A 13,830-nucleotide genomic window follows, 5' to 3' on the forward strand; every position below is an offset into this window, starting at 1 on the left:
CTCGAATGTAAATTTAGCCATATAAAAAACTGCACCTCCATTGTTAGTTTTGTGTCTAACAATTTTGGTGCAGTTCAACAAGGCCCCTTTTAGTTTGCCGCTTCCACCACAGCGTGGAGCTCAATCTCTACATTCCCCTGCACCGCCCTGCTGATCATACAGGAGGTCTCCGCCTTCTTGGCAAGCCTGTGTGCTAATGTAAAATCCTTTTCGGCAGCATCCGCTTTCAAAACGATAAGTGGTTTATGAATAATTTTTTTATAGGTAATAACCCCATTGGTCACATCGACAATCCCTTCCGATTCCATCGTTAAACCCGCCTTATCAAGCCCGCTTCGCTGCATCATGGCGGCAAGCGTGATGATATAGCAAGTCGCAGCTGCACCCAGCAGCATTTCATCTGGGTTCGTTCCGACCCCCGGGCCATCCATTTCCGGCGGGATGGATACCTTTGTTTTCAGGTTTGCAGTTTCAATTTCACCTACATCATTCCGAAGCCCAGGCCAGTTTGCTTTTAATAAAAATCGATGTTCAGCCATCCAAAAACCTCCAGTGAAATATTTCTTGTATAAAAACCCGATGATTTTTAAAATATGATATGGTTAGTTTATTAATTAAATGGAGCAGCCAAAAACATGAACCTAATAAAAAAACTATTTTTGTTTTTAGTACTTTGCCTTTATCTAGCCATTCTTACAAAACTCGTATTATTTAAATATATCCCGCTATCTCAGATTATCAATCATTTTAATTTCACCTATGACGGATACCACTGGCGCTCAAACAATTTTGTTCCCTTTAAAACCATTAATTTTTATTTGTATATAGCCGATGTCAATTTCGATATTCGGGTGAAGAATCTAGCTGGAAACGTGGTTGGCTTTATCCCGCTTGGCTTTATCTTACCACTCTTGGCAAAAAAGTTTCAAAAACTTAGAACCGTCATGCTAGCCGCGTTCAGTTTAAGTCTATCCTATGAAATACTGCAGTTGGTGTTCGAATTTGGCAGCTTCGATGTGGATGATTTGATCTTAAATACCTTTGGCGGAATTTTGGGCTATATCCCGTTTAAAATTTTGCAGTTTTTTTCCCGCCCTAAAAGGAAAATAAAAAAATAAGGCAAACTGAACCGAAATTATGTTGAAATCTGCAACGTTTTTTGAAAATTTGCAGATTTTTTAGTTTATCAGAAAAAAATGTGTTGTAAGGGTTTACAACCTGTAGTAATATGGGTATTGAAATCACATACATGATTCAAAATCACATATGTGATTCCGAGGAGGATTGGAGATGGCTGTTAAATCGGCAGAACGCGTGTTAAAAGTGTTTGAGTTGCTTGCACAGCACCCAGAGGGATTAACAATCAAAGAAATAAGCGAGACACTTGTTTTTCCGCAAAGCAGTACATCAGGTTTGATTGAGACATTATTTCAAGCAAACTATTTGACGGTCGATTATTCAAAAAAGTATAGGCTTGGACCAAAGCTTATACCCCTTGGAAGCATAGCGATGAATTGTCTCGATGTTGCTGCCCAAGGCTTGCCTTTTCTAAAAAAACTAATGGAAGAGGTACAGGAAACTGTCTTTATGGCTGTTTTATCAGATTCTGAACTTATCTATGTGGCGAAGATCAACAGCAATCGATCCATTCGTACAACAGCGGAACCAGGAAAAAGCAAGCCATTGTATTGCACGGGATTAGGAAAAGCCTTCTTAACCTTTCTCTCGGATAAGCAACGGGAGGAAATTATCAGAAACCTAATATTGCAGCCTATTACACCAAAGACGATAACTGACAAAACATCTCTCAAAGTGCAACTGGAAATGTTCGCAAGTCTTGGCTATGCCATTGATGATGAAGAGAATGAAGAGGGGTTATATTGTCTGGCTGCTCCTATATATGGAGTAGAATGTACGATTCAGGCTGCAATTAGCGTAGCAGGTCCTAAAGAAAGAATGTTAAAAAATAAAGAACGAATTGTGGAAAACTTGCTCCATACTTCAATGAAAATTTCTGACAGTATTGGGTACAGATAACCACAATGCTAAGTTTTATTAAACCTTTGAAAGGGGGACTTGCATGTAGGAAAAGGGTCATTATGATTCTATTCATTATATAAAAAAGATGATTATCTATAGTTTTTTGAAAACGCTTTAAAACGCTAAGGCAACAATCGTGTAATGTGGGTACTTAAGGAAAATTTCATGCAAGGGAATTTATTAATTTCATTATTCTACCAAACTATTTTTTATTATGTGTTATAGGTCTACAGTATAGAATGAAATCGTTATCACTTTTGTGAAAATAACAGCAAGGGGGAAAATTATGAAAACGAGTTTTGTAGGTTTTAAAAAAGCTGCTGGTGTTCTTGCTTTAGCTGTTGGTCTTAGCTCTGCACTTGCTGGCTGCAGCGGTTCAAATTCCTCAACAGGCACAAAGGCACCTGAGAAGACTGCTGAGAAAAAGGTTCAAGAAATCCGCTTGGTTGCTGCCAACCACCCTTGGACAGAGGCAATTAAAGCACAATTGCCTGAGTTTGAGAAAGAGACAGGCATTAAAGTAAAAATTGACAGCTATTTTGAAGACCAATTAACACAAAAAACTTCCGTTGAGTTTGCATCTAACTCTAAGAACATCGACGTTGTTATGTTCCGTCCGCTTCAAGACGGTAAGATGTTCCATAAGAGCGGCTACTTTGCAGACATGACTGGTTATATTTCTAAAGAACAAGACTATACAAAGGATTTTATTCCTTCTTCCCTAGGAAGCGTGCAACAAGACAAAAAATACTTTGGATTACCGCTTGTAACAGAGACGGAAGTTCTTTACTACCGTAAAGACCTGTTAGAAAAAGCCGGCATCGAAGTTCCAAAGACATTAGAAGAGCTTGAAGCAGCGGCTAAGAAGTTAAACAACCCTGCAAATGGCGTTGCTGGATTTGTTGCCCGTGGTAAACGTGCTGCTGCAGTTACACAGTTCTCCAGCTTCCTATATGGTTTTGGCGGAGACTTTATGAAGGATGGAAAATCCACCCTTACTTCACCTGAGGCATTAAAAGCATTTGAATATTATGGAAACCTATTAAACAAATATGGCCCTAAAGGTACTTTAAATATGAGCTGGCCTGAGGCAATGGCTGTGTTCACTCAAGGAAAAGCTGCTTTCTATACAGATGCATCTTCCTTGTTTACAAACGCAACTGATCCATCAAAATCTGCTGTGGCTGACAAAGTTGGTTTTGCTCCGTTTCCAGCCGGTGCTAATGGTTCTAAGCCATACAACGTAACATCTTGGGCACTTGGTATTGGCGCTAACTCTGAGAAGAAAGATGCGGCATGGGAATTTATTAAGTGGGTAGAAAGCAAAGAAATGGTCACGAAGCTTCAAGCTGAAGGAAATCCTGGCGCACGTATTTCTGTTTGGGAGTCTGCAGAAGGAACTGCTAAATTCCCGAAAGATTTAGCGGCAGCTATTGCTGAAAATGGTAAAACTGGTACTTCTTATGACCGTCCAGTGGTAATCAACGTAGGAAGCGCACGTGATTCCATCGGTGATATCATCATCGCTGGTATCGAAGGCAAGGATGTTAAGGCTGCTGCAGAAAAGGCAGACGGAGAATTCCAAAAGATTCTTGACAGTGAGAAGTAATCCGTTCTAATTAGCACAAATTTTTAATCGGCTTTCGGTCAGCAATCTAGGTTGTAATACTGGATCATGCCCGAAAGCCGTTTGTTTTAACAAAACATAAACTTTTCCGGGAGGAACAAAAGAATGACAAATTGGATTGACCGTCACATCAAGTGGGTTTTTACCTTGCCGGCTGTGCTTTTTGTAGGATTAATGATGGTCATGCCTGTGGGCTATACGTTTTGGCTGAGTTTTCATGAGTGGAGCATGTCGAATGTGACTCCTCCGTTATGGGTGGCTTTGGATAATTATATCGCATTATTTAAAGATGAACTTTTTCTTAAATCACTTTGGTTAATGTTCTATTTTACAATTGTAGCTGTGTTGATTGAAACGGTATTAGGGGTTGGAATTGCGATTCTTATGAATCAGAATATCGTTGGAAAAGGCGTTGTCAAAACCTTATTCCTGCTCCCAATGGTAGCAACTCCGGTTGCGGTCGGCTTAATTTGGGTACTGATTTATGAACCGAATATCGGGATTGCCAACATATTCTTAAGCAAACTCGGAATTCCGGGTCAGGAATGGTTAACCTCACAGAGTCTCGTTATGCCTTCGTTAATTTTTATTGATGTTTGGGAATGGACCCCGATGATCGCCTTAATCGTTCTAGCAGGTCTTGTTTCCCTGCCGAAGGATCCTTACGAAGCAGCGATGATTGACGGGGCGACTCCTTGGCAGTCGTTTACAAAAATTACGCTTCCATTGTTAAAACCGACGCTATATTCCGCTGTTTTATTAAGGATGATTGACGCGTTAAAAACATTTGACATTATTTATGCTACTACTCAGGGCGGACCGGGAACTTCATCTCAAACGACCAACATTTACGGGTACGTGTTAGGCTTCCAATACTTTAAGATTGGCCAAGCTTCCGCATTATTGATGATCTTCTTTATCATCGTTCTATCGATTAGTATTTTCACGATTCTTTTACGGAAAAGGGCGGGTGTACAGCTATGAGTGAAAAACAAAGTCCGATTAAATCCATTTTCACCCATTTCGGCGTTTATTTTGTACTGTTTTTGTTCTTACTCCCGTTCCTGTGGATGTTGCTCGCTTCATTTAAAACACAAGTACAAATTCTTAATACCAATAAAATCTTTGAAATTACAGCAAACTTTAATAACTATATTAATGTTTTTAAAGAATATAACTTTCTTAGTTTTATATGGAACAGCTTTGTCGTTGCAGCAGGGGCGACCCTATTTGGGCTCATCCTTGGCCTTCCTGCCGCTTATTCAATTGCAAAATTCAAGCAGCAAGGCTTTGGTCTTTTAATTCTTGTAGCAAGAATTGTACCGGGTATCTCTTTCCTTATCCCGTGGTTCATTATCTTTTCAAAACTGCAATTAATTGACACATATACGTCGTTAATCCTAAGCCATATGCTTGTTACCATGCCGTTTATTATCTGGGTTATGATTCCCTTTTTCGAAGGGCTTCCGCATGAACTTGAGGAATCAGCACGTGTGGATGGCTGTTCTATTCCAGGGGCGTTTGTCAAAGTTATGCTGCCAATCTCAGGACCGGGGATTGTGACATCATCCATTTTGGCGTTCATCTTCTCATGGAATAACTTTATGTTTTCATTGATTTTGGCAGGCGATAACACGAAGACCTTACCAATTGCCATCTTTAACTTCCTATCCTATTCGGAAATTAACTGGGGCGGTCTGATGGCGGCATCTGTCATCATTACGGCACCTGTACTAGTCATCGCACTATTTGCCCAACGTTATATCATTGCAGGATTAACAGGCGGAAGTGTGAAAGGTTAATAGTCTTAGCATATGCGTGATTTAAAAAATAATATAAACGAGGCGAATTTACTATGAAAATCACGAATCTAACATTATACAAAGTTCCTCCACGCTGGCTTTTTCTAAAAATTGAAACGGATAACGGCTTAGAAGGCTGGGGTGAGCCAATCGTAGAAGGCCGGGCGAGCACGGTAGAGGCTTGTGTAAAGGAACTTAGTGACTATTTAATCGGTCAGGACCCACGGAAAATTGAAGATCTTTTTCAGGTGATGTACCGTGGGGGATTTTATCGCGGCGGTCCAATCATGATGAGTGCCATTTCGGGAATTGAGCAGGCACTGTGGGACATAAAAGGGAAATTCTACAATATGCCTGTTTATGAAATGCTTGGCGGGGCGGCACGTGATAAAATCCGCGTCTACTCATGGATCGGCGGCGATCGCCCAAGCGACGTAGCGAACGAAGCCAAGGAAAAGATTAAGGCAGGTTTTACAGCGGTAAAAATGAATGCCACTGAAGAAATGGAATACATTGATAATACTTCCAGCGTGGAAAGTGTCATAAATAGAATAGCTGCAGTCCGTGAAGCGGTAGGCAAAGATGTGGGAATAGGCATGGACTTCCACGGCCGTGTCCATAAAACAATGGCAAAAATCATTGCGAAAGAATTGGAGCCATACCGTCCAATGTTTATTGAAGAACCAGTTCTTCCGGAAAATAACGAGGCGTTACGTGAAATCGCCCGATATACTTCAACGCCAATCGCGACTGGCGAAAGACAGTATACACGCTGGGGCTTTAAGCAGCTTTTGATGGATGGATATGTTGATATTATCCAGCCGGATGTTTCGCACGCTGGCGGAATTTTCGAAATGAAGAAAATTGCGGCTATGGCTGAAGCCTTTGATGTTGCGGTTGCTCCTCATTGTCCGCTCGGTCCGATTGCTCTAGCTTCGTGCTTACAGGTGGATTTCTGTACGCCTAATGCGATTATCCAGGAGCAGAGCTTAGGAATTCATTACAATCAGGGCAGTGATTTGCTTGATTACCTTAAGGATCGTTCTGTCTTTAAATATGAAAATGGGTATGTGAACATTCTTGAAGGCCCAGGTTTGGGGATTGAAGTGGATGAAGAGCATGTAAAGGAAATGGCGAAGGTTGGGCACGATTGGAAGAATCCAATTTGGCGCTATAAAGATGGCAGTGTTGCCGAGTGGTAATGAATAAGGGGGAAAATTAAATGGATGTGATTACCTTTGGTGAAACAATGGTCCTATTAAACCCCTCAAAAGCAGGGCCGCTAAGATATGTCAGTAAATTTGAAAAGACCATCGGCGGAGCTGAGTCAAATGTGGCCATCGCTCTTGCCAGACTTGGCCATCGGGTAAGCTGGGCGAGTCGTCTCGGTGAGGATGAATTCGGTCTATACATCCGTAACTTTATTCGTGGTGAAGGGGTCGATACCAGTTTGGTAACCTTTGACCCTGCCTCCCCGACAGGAGTGTTTTTTAAGGAACGGCAAGATGGAAGAGATCCGAAAGTAAATTATTTCAGGGCCGGTTCGGCGGCAAGCAGAATGGGAAAAGCCCACTTGCAAGAAAGTGAAATTGCCAAAGCGAAGATCCTTCATATTTCAGGTATCACACCAGCGTTAAGTTCGTCCTGCAGAGAGCTTGTCTATCATGCGATTGATGCAGCTAAACGAAATAAGGTGACGATTGTTTTCGACCCGAATATTCGCCTGAAGCTTTGGACAAAGGAAGAAGCGCGTGAAGTGTTAATAGATATTGCCGGTAAATGCGATATCGTTTTGCCGGGTATTGAAGAAGGTCTGATTCTTACAGGAGAAAAAACACCGGAGAAAATAGCTGAGGGATTAATTAAAAATGGATCAAAAGCGGTCGTTGTGAAGCTTGGGGATACCGGTGCCTATTACAATGATGGGGATAAGCAGGAATACGTTGACGGGTACAGAGTTGAGAAGGTAGTCGACACTGTTGGTGCTGGCGATGGGTTTGCTGCCGGCTTCATATCGGGCTTGCTTCGCGGCTGGCCCTATAGGAATGCCGTTTCCCTTGGAAACCGGGTAGGCGCATCTGCTGTAACGGTGGCGGGTGATGTGGAGGGTTATCCATATTGGGCTGAAATCGCTCCCGATCGTTCAGAAGAAATCTTGAGATAGTTGTGGGAAGGAGAGATTTTAATGATACCGAAAGTTCAGCTGCTGCAGAAATTGGTCGAAAGCGGCATTATCGCAGTCATCCGCAGGGTGCCCGAGGAGATCGTCGGACAGGTGATTGAAAGCCTTGTTGAGGGCGGAGTGACGGCACTCGAAGTGACTGTAGATTCACCACATGCATACCGAACAATTGAAAAATACTCGCAGATGTTTAAAGGTCAAGCTCTTATCGGAGCGGGAACGGTTATTGACCGTGAATCCGCTCAGCGCGCCATCTCGGCGGGTGCAGATTTTGTTTTTAGTCCTAGCCTTTCTGAAGAGGTGATTAGAACGGCACTGCGTTACGGAAAAATAGCGATTCCGGGTGTGATGACCCCGACAGAAATGATTCAAGCGGTTGAATGGGGCGCAGATGCGGTTAAGTTGTTTCCGGCAGGGCATGTCGGACCAAAGTACATTAAGGATGTCAGGGCCCCGTTTCCTCACATTCCTGTCATTCCAACTGGCGGCGTCTCATTAGAAAATATTGAGTCTTATATTAAAGCCGGTGCGGTGGCTTGTGGAATCGGGGGGAGCTTGGTCAATTCTAAATTAATAGAGGAGCGCAACTTCAGCGAACTAAAGGAAAAAGCAACTGCATATGTTGAGGCAGTACGAGCTGCACGTAACTTGATCAAATAACAAGGCACCCATCGCCTGAATAGGGTGCTTTTTCTTTTTGGAAAGGCACTTTCAATGTCCGAATTGAACTAAAATTAAAAACTCTTGTCCATACTTAAAGAGTAATCATTGCGGTAAAGCGAAAAAGTTTGGTATCATCAATATTAAATGACAATAATCGGAGGTAACTTAGACATGTCGCGAATTTCAACCGACCAGGTGAAGCACGTGGCCAATTTGGCGCGTCTTGCGATTACCGAGGATGAGGCAGAAAAGTTCACCAAGCAGCTTGATGCCATCATCACATTTGCTGAACAGTTAAATGAACTGGATACGGACAATGTGGCTCCTACATACCATGTGCTTGATATGAAAAATGTTCTCCGCGAGGATATCCCAAAGCAAGGGTTGCCGCGTGAGGAAGTATTGAAAAATGCGCCGGAGCATCAGGACGGCCAATTCAAAGTGCCATCTATTTTAGGGGAGTAGGAGGATTATTAGTGTGAGTTTATTTGACCATAAAGTTTCAGATCTTCATGAGCTTTTACATAAAAAAGAACTGAAGGTCTCCGATCTTGTTGATGCATCCTATAAGCGGATTGCTGAGGTCGAGGACAAGGTTCAGGCGTTTTTAACATTGGATGAAGAGCGTGCCAGACAAGCGGCAAAGGCCCTGGATGACAATCTGGATGCCACAAAAGGGTTGCTTTACGGCATGCCAATCGGCGTGAAAGACAATATCGTCACAAAAGGACTAAGGACAACCTGTGCAAGCAAAATACTCGAAAACTTTGACCCAATCTACGATGCTACAGTAGTTCAAAAGCTGCAGCAGGCAGAAACGGTAACGATCGGTAAGTTAAACATGGACGAGTTCGCGATGGGGTCTTCCAACGAGAATTCCCGCTTCCAAAAGACGCGAAATCCATGGAATCTTGACCGGGTCCCAGGCGGTTCTTCAGGTGGTTCAGCGGCATCCGTTGCAGCTGGAGAAGTGCTATTTTCCCTTGGATCCGATACAGGCGGCTCGATCCGTCAGCCAGCTGCTTTTTGCGGCGTTGTCGGCATGAAGCCAACCTATGGCCGGGTTTCCCGCTTTGGGCTTGTCGCTTTTGCGTCATCGCTTGATCAAATCGGTCCAATCACACGGACAGTCGAGGATAATGCCTATTTATTACAAGCCATTTCCGGACTAGACCCAATGGACTCCACTTCAGCAAACGTGGACGTTCCAAACTTTGCTGGAGCCTTAACAGGCGATGTGAAGGGTCTAAAAATCGCTGTACCGAAGGAGTATCTTGGCGAAGGGGTACAAGAATCTGTCCGGCAATCTGTATTGGATGCACTAAAGGTGCTTGAAGGTCTTGGCGCGGTTTGGGAAGAAGTTTCTCTTCCGCACTCCAAGTACGCATTGGCAGCCTATTATTTAATTTCTTCATCAGAAGCATCTGCCAACCTGGCCCGCTTCGATGGTGTCCGCTACGGTTACCGAACACCTGATGCAGAGAATTTACTTGATTTATATAAAAAGACGCGGGCAGAAGGCTTCGGTGATGAGGTAAAGCGCCGGATTATGCTCGGAACCTTTGCGCTAAGCTCCGGTTACTATGATGCCTACTATAAAAAAGCGCAAAAGGTGCGTACATTGATTAAACAGGATTTTGAGCAGGTCTTTGAAAAATATGATGTTATCATAGGGCCAACTACGCCAACTCCTGCATTTAAAATTGGTGAAAAAATTGATGATCCATTAACGATGTATGTGAACGATATTCTGACAATACCAATGAATCTTGCCGGTGTGCCGGGAATCTCAGTTCCATGCGGCTTTGACGGCGGGCTGCCGTTAGGTCTGCAAATTATCGGCAAGCATTTTGACGAAGCAACTATTTATCGTGTTGCCCATGCGTTCGAGCAGGCAACCGACCATCATAAAAAGAAACCGCAATTGTAGGGGGTGAATAAAATGGAATTTGAAACAGTGATTGGACTTGAGGTCCATGTAGAGTTAAAAACAGAATCAAAAATCTTCTCATCCAGCCCAAACCACTTTGGTGCTGAGCCGAATACAAATACAACTGTCATCGACCTTGGTTACCCAGGGGTGCTGCCAGTTCTGAACAAAAAGGTAGTCGATTACGGGATGAAAGCGGCAATGGCGCTGAATTGCCAAGTTGCCACACATACGAAGTTTGACCGGAAGAACTATTTTTATCCAGACAACCCGAAGGCATACCAAATCTCGCAATTTGACCAGCCAATCGGCGAGCATGGCTGGATTGAAATTGAAGTTGACGGTTATACAAAACGGATTGGCATAACCCGGATTCATTTGGAAGAGGATGCCGGCAAGCTGAACCATGAAAAAGGCTATTCCTTAGTGGACATTAACCGTCAAGGAACGCCGCTGATTGAAATCGTTTCTGAGCCGGATATCCGAACTCCAAATGAAGCTTATGCCTATTTGGAAAAATTAAAGTCCATTATCCAATATACAGGCGTTTCCGATTGTAAAATGGAAGAGGGCTCACTTCGCTGTGATGCCAATATTTCGATTCGTCCAGTCGGGCAAGAGGAATTCGGAACAAAAACAGAGTTGAAAAACCTGAACTCGTTCAATTTTGTACGAAAAGGACTTGAATATGAAGAAAAACGTCAGCGCGAGGTTGTCTTGAGCGGTGGAAAAATCGATCAGGAAACACGCCGCTTTGATGAGGCAACTGGTGCAACTATTCTGATGAGGGTAAAGGAAGGCTCCGATGATTATCGTTACTTCCCGGAACCGGACCTTCTCGAATTATATATTGACGAAGACTGGAAATCCCGGATTCGTGCCGAAATTCCTGAGCTTCCAGATGAGCGTCAAAAGCGTTATATCGAAGAGCTTGGCCTCCCAGTTTATGATGCAAAAGTATTGACTGTAATTAAAGAAATCGCTGATTTCTTCGAAGCGACAGTAGCAGCAGGTTCTGATGCGAAAATGGCGTCCAACTGGATCATGGGTGAGGTTTCCGCTTACTTGAACGCTGAGGGCAAGGAACTTCATGATGTTCCGCTAACGCCAGAAGGCCTAGCCGGAATGATCAAGTTGATTAATAATGGAACAATATCCTCGAAGATTGCCAAGACTGTCTTTAAAGAGTTAATCGAAAACGGCGGAGATGCCGAGCAGATTGTTAAAGATAAAGGGCTTGTGCAAATTTCCGATGAAGGAACGCTTTTGAAGATTATTGGTGAGATTCTTGATAACAATCCGAAATCGATTGAAGATTTCAAGGGTGGTAAGGCAAAGGCCACTGGCTTCCTTGTTGGGCAAATCATGAAAGCGACAAAGGGACAAGCCAACCCGCAATTGGTGAATCAGTTGTTAGTGCAGGAATTGAATAAGAGATAAGCTTGCAAGCCGGTAGAACTTTTTCTGCCGGTTTTTTGCATGTTGTAAAGGAGTTTCTTTGCAGATAATGTCGGGGCAATATTCGACAATCGCTGCACCATTTCCCGGGAAAAAATCCTTTGTTGAAAAGGCTTCTTAGGAAATCTAACCAAACGTTTAGGTGATGTTGCAAATTGGGATTAAGTGTCGAAGAATTGAAAATAAGTCGAGATGCTTTATTTTTCGAGTTGATTTGAGATTTTCAAATGAAATACAACGTATGTGATACGACATTATTCCGCCCTTGTAGAAGAGAAAAGCTATATTTTTCAAAGAAGAATTGGTGATTCAATCAAACGTTTGATTGGAGACGTTTTTTGGCAGTTTTTTTAGGTGTTTTTTTATTTGATCGTTATTTTAAAGGTGTTTATTGCTATTTAATTAAACGTTTGATTGAAATGAAAATATCAAATTTAAATGAGTCTTAGGGAAATGTGAAAATACCATCTGCCAAAAGGCGACTGCTTTTTGAACAAGTCTTAGGGAAACATTGATTTACCGGTATTCATAGGATTTAATCAAACGTTTAATTGGGACGCATGTTTTCGGCAAAAAATTAAGGCTAATTTTATCTGAATCCTTGAATTAATAAGGATTATTATCTTTTTAATTAAACGTTTGATTAGCAGGGAAGAGGGGGAGAATTTGTCGGTGATAGAAGACTTATAATAGTGTTGCATTTATGACTTGCTTAAAACAAATGCTAACAATTGAGAGAGGTGTGAAATATGTTAATTCTCCAATTGGCTATCATTTTAATTGCTTCGAAAATTGCCGGAAGTCTAAGTGTCAGACTTGGGCAGCCATCCGTTCTCGGCACCCTTTTGATTGGCATTGTTTTAGGGCCTTCAGTATTGGGATTGGTAAATGAAACCGAAACTTTAGCAGAATTCAGTGAAATTGGCGTGATCCTGCTTATGTTTATTGCCGGCTTGGAAACGGATCTGGACGAATTTAAGAGGACAGGTAAAGCATCAACCTATGTAGGGTTTGGCGGTATCATATTTCCGCTTGTTTTCGGGTATGGTGCGGGAATTATGCTTGGTATGACTGCTTTAGAATCATGGTTTTTAGGGCTGGTGCTTTCAGCTACTAGTGTTAGCATCTCTGTACAAGCGTTAAAAGAAATGAATCAGCTAAAAACCCGGGAAGGCACTACTATCTTGGGAGCGGCAGTAATTGATGATGTTGTGGTCATTATAGCGTTGGCATTTTTAATGAGCCTCTCAGGCGGGGATGTTAATCTAACTGTTGTCATCTTAAAAAAGGTAGCATTTTTCGCAGGGGCGCTTTTAATCGGCTGGGCAGTCGTCCCGTTATTTTTAAAAAGATTCTCTGTTTTAAAGGAATCAGAAACGGTTATATCATCGGCACTAATTATTTGTTTTGTTTATGCCTATTTTGCAGAATTTACAGGTGTTGCAGCAATTATTGGGGCTTATATAGCAGGTGTGGCCATTAGCTTAACGGATTTCAAGCACGAGATTTTTGAGAAAGTCGAAACTATCAGCTATTCCATCTTTGTGCCAGTGTTTTTTACCTCAATTGGTGTGACCGCACAGTTCGGCGGCATTGGTGAAAACATTATTCCTATTGTATTATTGAGTATTTTGGCTATTTTAACGAAATTAATTGGGGCATCACTTGGTTCAGTTTTAGCGGGATTTTCTTGGGGCAGTGCTTTGGGAATTGGTGCTGCGATGGTATCACGTGGCGAGGTGGCATTGATTATTGCCGATATTGGGTTGGAGACCAAGCTTCTAAGTCAGGACATGTTCGCCATAATTGTTGTTGTGACTTTGGTCTCCACATTGGTTACTCCGCCGATGATGAAATTATTTTTTAAGAGGGCGGCTAGGCAGAACATTGGATAAATAGTGGCAGGGAAGGGTTCATAACGCCCTAGAGGCAGTCGAGCCCGAGGTCCAGGTAGTTATGAAGGGTTTATAACGCCCGAAAGGCAGTCGGGCTCGTAGCTTAGGTAGTTATGAAGGGTTCATAACACCCTAAAGGTGGTTGAACCCGTGACTCAGGTAGTTATGAAGGGTTTATAACGCCCGAAAGGCAGGCGGGCCCGTGGACCAAGTAGTTATGAAAGGGTTCATAA

13 protein-coding genes are annotated in these 13,830 nt (G+C 42.6%); 12 read left to right on the plus strand and 1 reads right to left on the minus strand.

Going from position 1 to position 13,830, the window contains the following annotated elements:
• Positions 1 to 89: 89 nt before the first annotated feature.
• The gene (locus tag KHB02_RS05860) at positions 90 to 539 is read right to left on the minus strand and encodes an OsmC family protein (RefSeq protein WP_213147764.1); all 450 of its coding nucleotides are present in this window, start codon (positions 537 to 539) and stop codon (positions 90 to 92) included.
• 96 nt (positions 540 to 635) lie between these two features.
• Between KHB02_RS05860 and KHB02_RS05865 the strand changes: the two genes are divergently transcribed.
• The 12 genes from KHB02_RS05865 to KHB02_RS05920 all read left to right on the plus strand — a co-directional run bounded on the left by KHB02_RS05865 (position 636) and on the right by KHB02_RS05920 (position 13,597).
• Positions 636 to 1,118 carry a VanZ family protein gene (locus KHB02_RS05865; protein WP_213147763.1) on the plus strand — a complete coding sequence of 161 codons (483 nt, stop codon included), beginning with the start codon at positions 636 to 638 and terminating at the stop codon, positions 1,116 to 1,118.
• Between the two features lie 172 nt (positions 1,119 to 1,290).
• Positions 1,291 to 2,037, plus strand: a complete 747-nt coding sequence (locus tag KHB02_RS05870; RefSeq protein ID WP_213147762.1) for an IclR family transcriptional regulator — start codon at positions 1,291 to 1,293, stop codon at positions 2,035 to 2,037.
• A 289-nt stretch (positions 2,038 to 2,326) separates the two neighbouring features.
• On the plus strand, positions 2,327 to 3,649 hold the full coding sequence (locus KHB02_RS05875) for an ABC transporter substrate-binding protein (RefSeq protein WP_213147761.1): 1,323 nt from the start codon (positions 2,327 to 2,329) through the stop codon (positions 3,647 to 3,649).
• A gap of 123 nt (positions 3,650 to 3,772) precedes the next feature.
• On the plus strand, positions 3,773 to 4,651 hold the full coding sequence (locus tag KHB02_RS05880; protein ID WP_213120880.1) for a carbohydrate ABC transporter permease: 879 nt from the start codon (positions 3,773 to 3,775) through the stop codon (positions 4,649 to 4,651).
• Complete coding sequence (locus KHB02_RS05885) at positions 4,648 to 5,469, plus strand: carbohydrate ABC transporter permease (RefSeq protein ID WP_213147760.1); 822 nt, start codon at positions 4,648 to 4,650, stop codon at positions 5,467 to 5,469. The genes KHB02_RS05880 and KHB02_RS05885 overlap by 4 nt, the downstream gene beginning before the upstream one ends.
• A gap of 53 nt (positions 5,470 to 5,522) precedes the next feature.
• Positions 5,523 to 6,671 carry a galactonate dehydratase gene (gene dgoD / locus KHB02_RS05890; RefSeq protein WP_213147759.1) on the plus strand — a complete coding sequence of 383 codons (1,149 nt, stop codon included), beginning with the start codon at positions 5,523 to 5,525 and terminating at the stop codon, positions 6,669 to 6,671.
• 20 nt (positions 6,672 to 6,691) lie between these two features.
• Positions 6,692 to 7,633 (plus strand): sugar kinase, encoded by a 942-nt coding sequence (locus KHB02_RS05895; protein WP_213147758.1) that lies wholly within the window; start codon positions 6,692 to 6,694, stop codon positions 7,631 to 7,633.
• Between the two features lie 21 nt (positions 7,634 to 7,654).
• Complete coding sequence (locus KHB02_RS05900; RefSeq protein ID WP_213147757.1) at positions 7,655 to 8,311, plus strand: bifunctional 4-hydroxy-2-oxoglutarate aldolase/2-dehydro-3-deoxy-phosphogluconate aldolase; 657 nt, start codon at positions 7,655 to 7,657, stop codon at positions 8,309 to 8,311.
• Positions 8,312 to 8,485: 174 nt separating this feature from the next.
• Complete coding sequence (gene gatC, locus KHB02_RS05905; RefSeq protein WP_213120875.1) at positions 8,486 to 8,779, plus strand: Asp-tRNA(Asn)/Glu-tRNA(Gln) amidotransferase subunit GatC; 294 nt, start codon at positions 8,486 to 8,488, stop codon at positions 8,777 to 8,779.
• A 13-nt stretch (positions 8,780 to 8,792) separates the two neighbouring features.
• On the plus strand, positions 8,793 to 10,244 hold the full coding sequence (gatA, locus tag KHB02_RS05910) for an Asp-tRNA(Asn)/Glu-tRNA(Gln) amidotransferase subunit GatA (protein WP_213147756.1): 1,452 nt from the start codon (positions 8,793 to 8,795) through the stop codon (positions 10,242 to 10,244).
• 12 nt (positions 10,245 to 10,256) lie between these two features.
• Positions 10,257 to 11,684 carry an Asp-tRNA(Asn)/Glu-tRNA(Gln) amidotransferase subunit GatB gene (gatB, locus tag KHB02_RS05915; RefSeq protein ID WP_213147755.1) on the plus strand — a complete coding sequence of 476 codons (1,428 nt, stop codon included), beginning with the start codon at positions 10,257 to 10,259 and terminating at the stop codon, positions 11,682 to 11,684.
• Positions 11,685 to 12,451: 767 nt separating this feature from the next.
• Positions 12,452 to 13,597 carry a cation:proton antiporter gene (locus KHB02_RS05920; protein ID WP_213147754.1) on the plus strand — a complete coding sequence of 382 codons (1,146 nt, stop codon included), beginning with the start codon at positions 12,452 to 12,454 and terminating at the stop codon, positions 13,595 to 13,597.
• The last annotated feature ends 233 nt before the right edge of the window (positions 13,598 to 13,830 follow it).

Origin of the sequence: Neobacillus citreus (genome assembly GCF_018343545.2) — a bacterium.
Taxonomy (GTDB): domain Bacteria; phylum Bacillota; class Bacilli; order Bacillales; family Cytobacillaceae; genus Neobacillus; species Neobacillus citreus.

Excerpts from the sequence above, each read along its gene's own strand:
- KHB02_RS05860 (WP_213147764.1), bottom strand. The coding sequence starts at position 539 with ATGGCTGAACATCGATTTTTATTAAAAGCAAACTGGCCTGGGCTTCGG.
- KHB02_RS05865 (WP_213147763.1), top strand. The coding sequence starts at position 636 with ATGAACCTAATAAAAAAACTATTTTTGTTTTTAGTACTTTGCCTTTAT.
- KHB02_RS05870 (WP_213147762.1), top strand. The coding sequence starts at position 1,291 with ATGGCTGTTAAATCGGCAGAACGCGTGTTAAAAGTGTTTGAGTTGCTT.
- KHB02_RS05875 (WP_213147761.1), top strand. The coding sequence starts at position 2,327 with ATGAAAACGAGTTTTGTAGGTTTTAAAAAAGCTGCTGGTGTTCTTGCT.
- KHB02_RS05880 (WP_213120880.1), top strand. The coding sequence starts at position 3,773 with ATGACAAATTGGATTGACCGTCACATCAAGTGGGTTTTTACCTTGCCG.
- KHB02_RS05885 (WP_213147760.1), top strand. The coding sequence starts at position 4,648 with ATGAGTGAAAAACAAAGTCCGATTAAATCCATTTTCACCCATTTCGGC.
- dgoD (WP_213147759.1), top strand. The coding sequence starts at position 5,523 with ATGAAAATCACGAATCTAACATTATACAAAGTTCCTCCACGCTGGCTT.
- KHB02_RS05895 (WP_213147758.1), top strand. The coding sequence starts at position 6,692 with ATGGATGTGATTACCTTTGGTGAAACAATGGTCCTATTAAACCCCTCA.
- KHB02_RS05900 (WP_213147757.1), top strand. The coding sequence starts at position 7,655 with ATGATACCGAAAGTTCAGCTGCTGCAGAAATTGGTCGAAAGCGGCATT.
- gatC (WP_213120875.1), top strand. The coding sequence starts at position 8,486 with ATGTCGCGAATTTCAACCGACCAGGTGAAGCACGTGGCCAATTTGGCG.
- gatB (WP_213147755.1), top strand. The coding sequence starts at position 10,257 with ATGGAATTTGAAACAGTGATTGGACTTGAGGTCCATGTAGAGTTAAAA.
- KHB02_RS05920 (WP_213147754.1), top strand. The coding sequence starts at position 12,452 with ATGTTAATTCTCCAATTGGCTATCATTTTAATTGCTTCGAAAATTGCC.